The 1,194-nt window shown below is 45.6% G+C and carries 2 tRNA genes and 2 rRNA genes; all 4 read left to right on the forward strand.

Features of this window, described 5'->3' with window-relative positions:
• Positions 1-94 (forward strand): 16S ribosomal RNA (locus K6Y31_RS22025); the annotation flags it as partial.
• Positions 95-173: 79 nt separating this feature from the next.
• Positions 174-250: transfer RNA gene (locus K6Y31_RS22030), tRNA-Ile, on the forward strand.
• 134 nt (positions 251-384) lie between these two features.
• A tRNA-Ala gene (locus tag K6Y31_RS22035) sits at positions 385-460 on the forward strand.
• A 331-nt stretch (positions 461-791) separates the two neighbouring features.
• A 23S ribosomal RNA gene (locus tag K6Y31_RS22040) occupies positions 792-1,194 on the forward strand; the annotation flags it as partial.

Raw genomic sequence — 1,194 nt, forward strand, 5'->3', positions numbered from 1 at the left:
CTTCGGGAGGACGCTTACCACTTTGTGGTTCATGACTGGGGTGAAGTCGTAACAAGGTAGCCCTAGGGGAACCTGGGGCTGGATCACCTCCTTACCAAAAGCGACGTTGTCTTGTTGACGAGAGTCAGTGAGTGTTCACACAGATTGTATGATTACATTGGGTAAAAAACATCGGGTCTGTAGCTCAGTTGGTTAGAGCGCACCCCTGATAAGGGTGAGGTCGGTAGTTCAAATCTACTCAGACCCACCAAATCCTCGCAATACTGCGTTATTAAGTTCGTCGTTTAGCTTGCTAAACCTCCTCACTTAATGCCTTGTCTTGCTTGATTTGGCCACTATGCCATCCTCCCAGGTGGTTTAGGGTTCGATGTTAGAAGAAAAATTGGGGCTATAGCTCAGCTGGGAGAGCGCCTGCCTTGCACGCAGGAGGTCTGCGGTTCGATCCCGCATAGCTCCACCAATTTTCTTCATGTTAGGCCAAGATAGGCCAAAGTTAAGTTTAAGACATTTAACTTTGGCTTTTTTTAGCGATAAAGAAAGCCCGCTCTTTAAAAATTTGGAAAGCTGATAAAAGTTCATTGAACGTTTTTGAAACGAAAGTTTTGATGATGTTCAATACCGATACTTCTTAGCAATAAGAAGTTATCAAGCAAACAAAATGATAACGCAGCAATGTGTTATCGCTAAGCGTAAAAACTTAGCACATAACTTGTTCGCAAGTGTCTTGTGTAATATCTAGGCAAATGATGTCTTATGACATCAAACAATAGAACACTGTTTAGGTGTTGTATGGTTAAGTGAATAAGCGTGCACGGTGGATGCCTTGGCAGTCAGAGGCGATGAAGGACGTGGAAGTCTGCGAAAAGCGTGGGGGAGTTGACAACAAGCGTTGAGCCCACGATGTCCGAATGGGGAAACCCACCTGTTTACAGGTATCACATGTTGAATACATAGGCATGTGAGGCGAACCGGGAGAACTGAAACATCTAAGTACCCCGAGGAAAAGAAATCAATTGAGATTCCGGCAGTAGCGGCGAGCGACCCCGGATTAGCCCTTAAGCTTTATTGGTGTTAGTGGAAGGCTCTGGAAAGTGCCACGATACAGGGTGATAGTCCCGTACACGACAATGCCTTTAAAGTGAAATCGAGTAGGACGGCACACGTGAAATGCTGTTTGAATATGGGGGGACCATC

Source organism: Motilimonas cestriensis (genome assembly GCF_021295315.1).
Taxonomy (GTDB): domain Bacteria; phylum Pseudomonadota; class Gammaproteobacteria; order Enterobacterales; family CBDFNC01; genus Motilimonas; species Motilimonas cestriensis.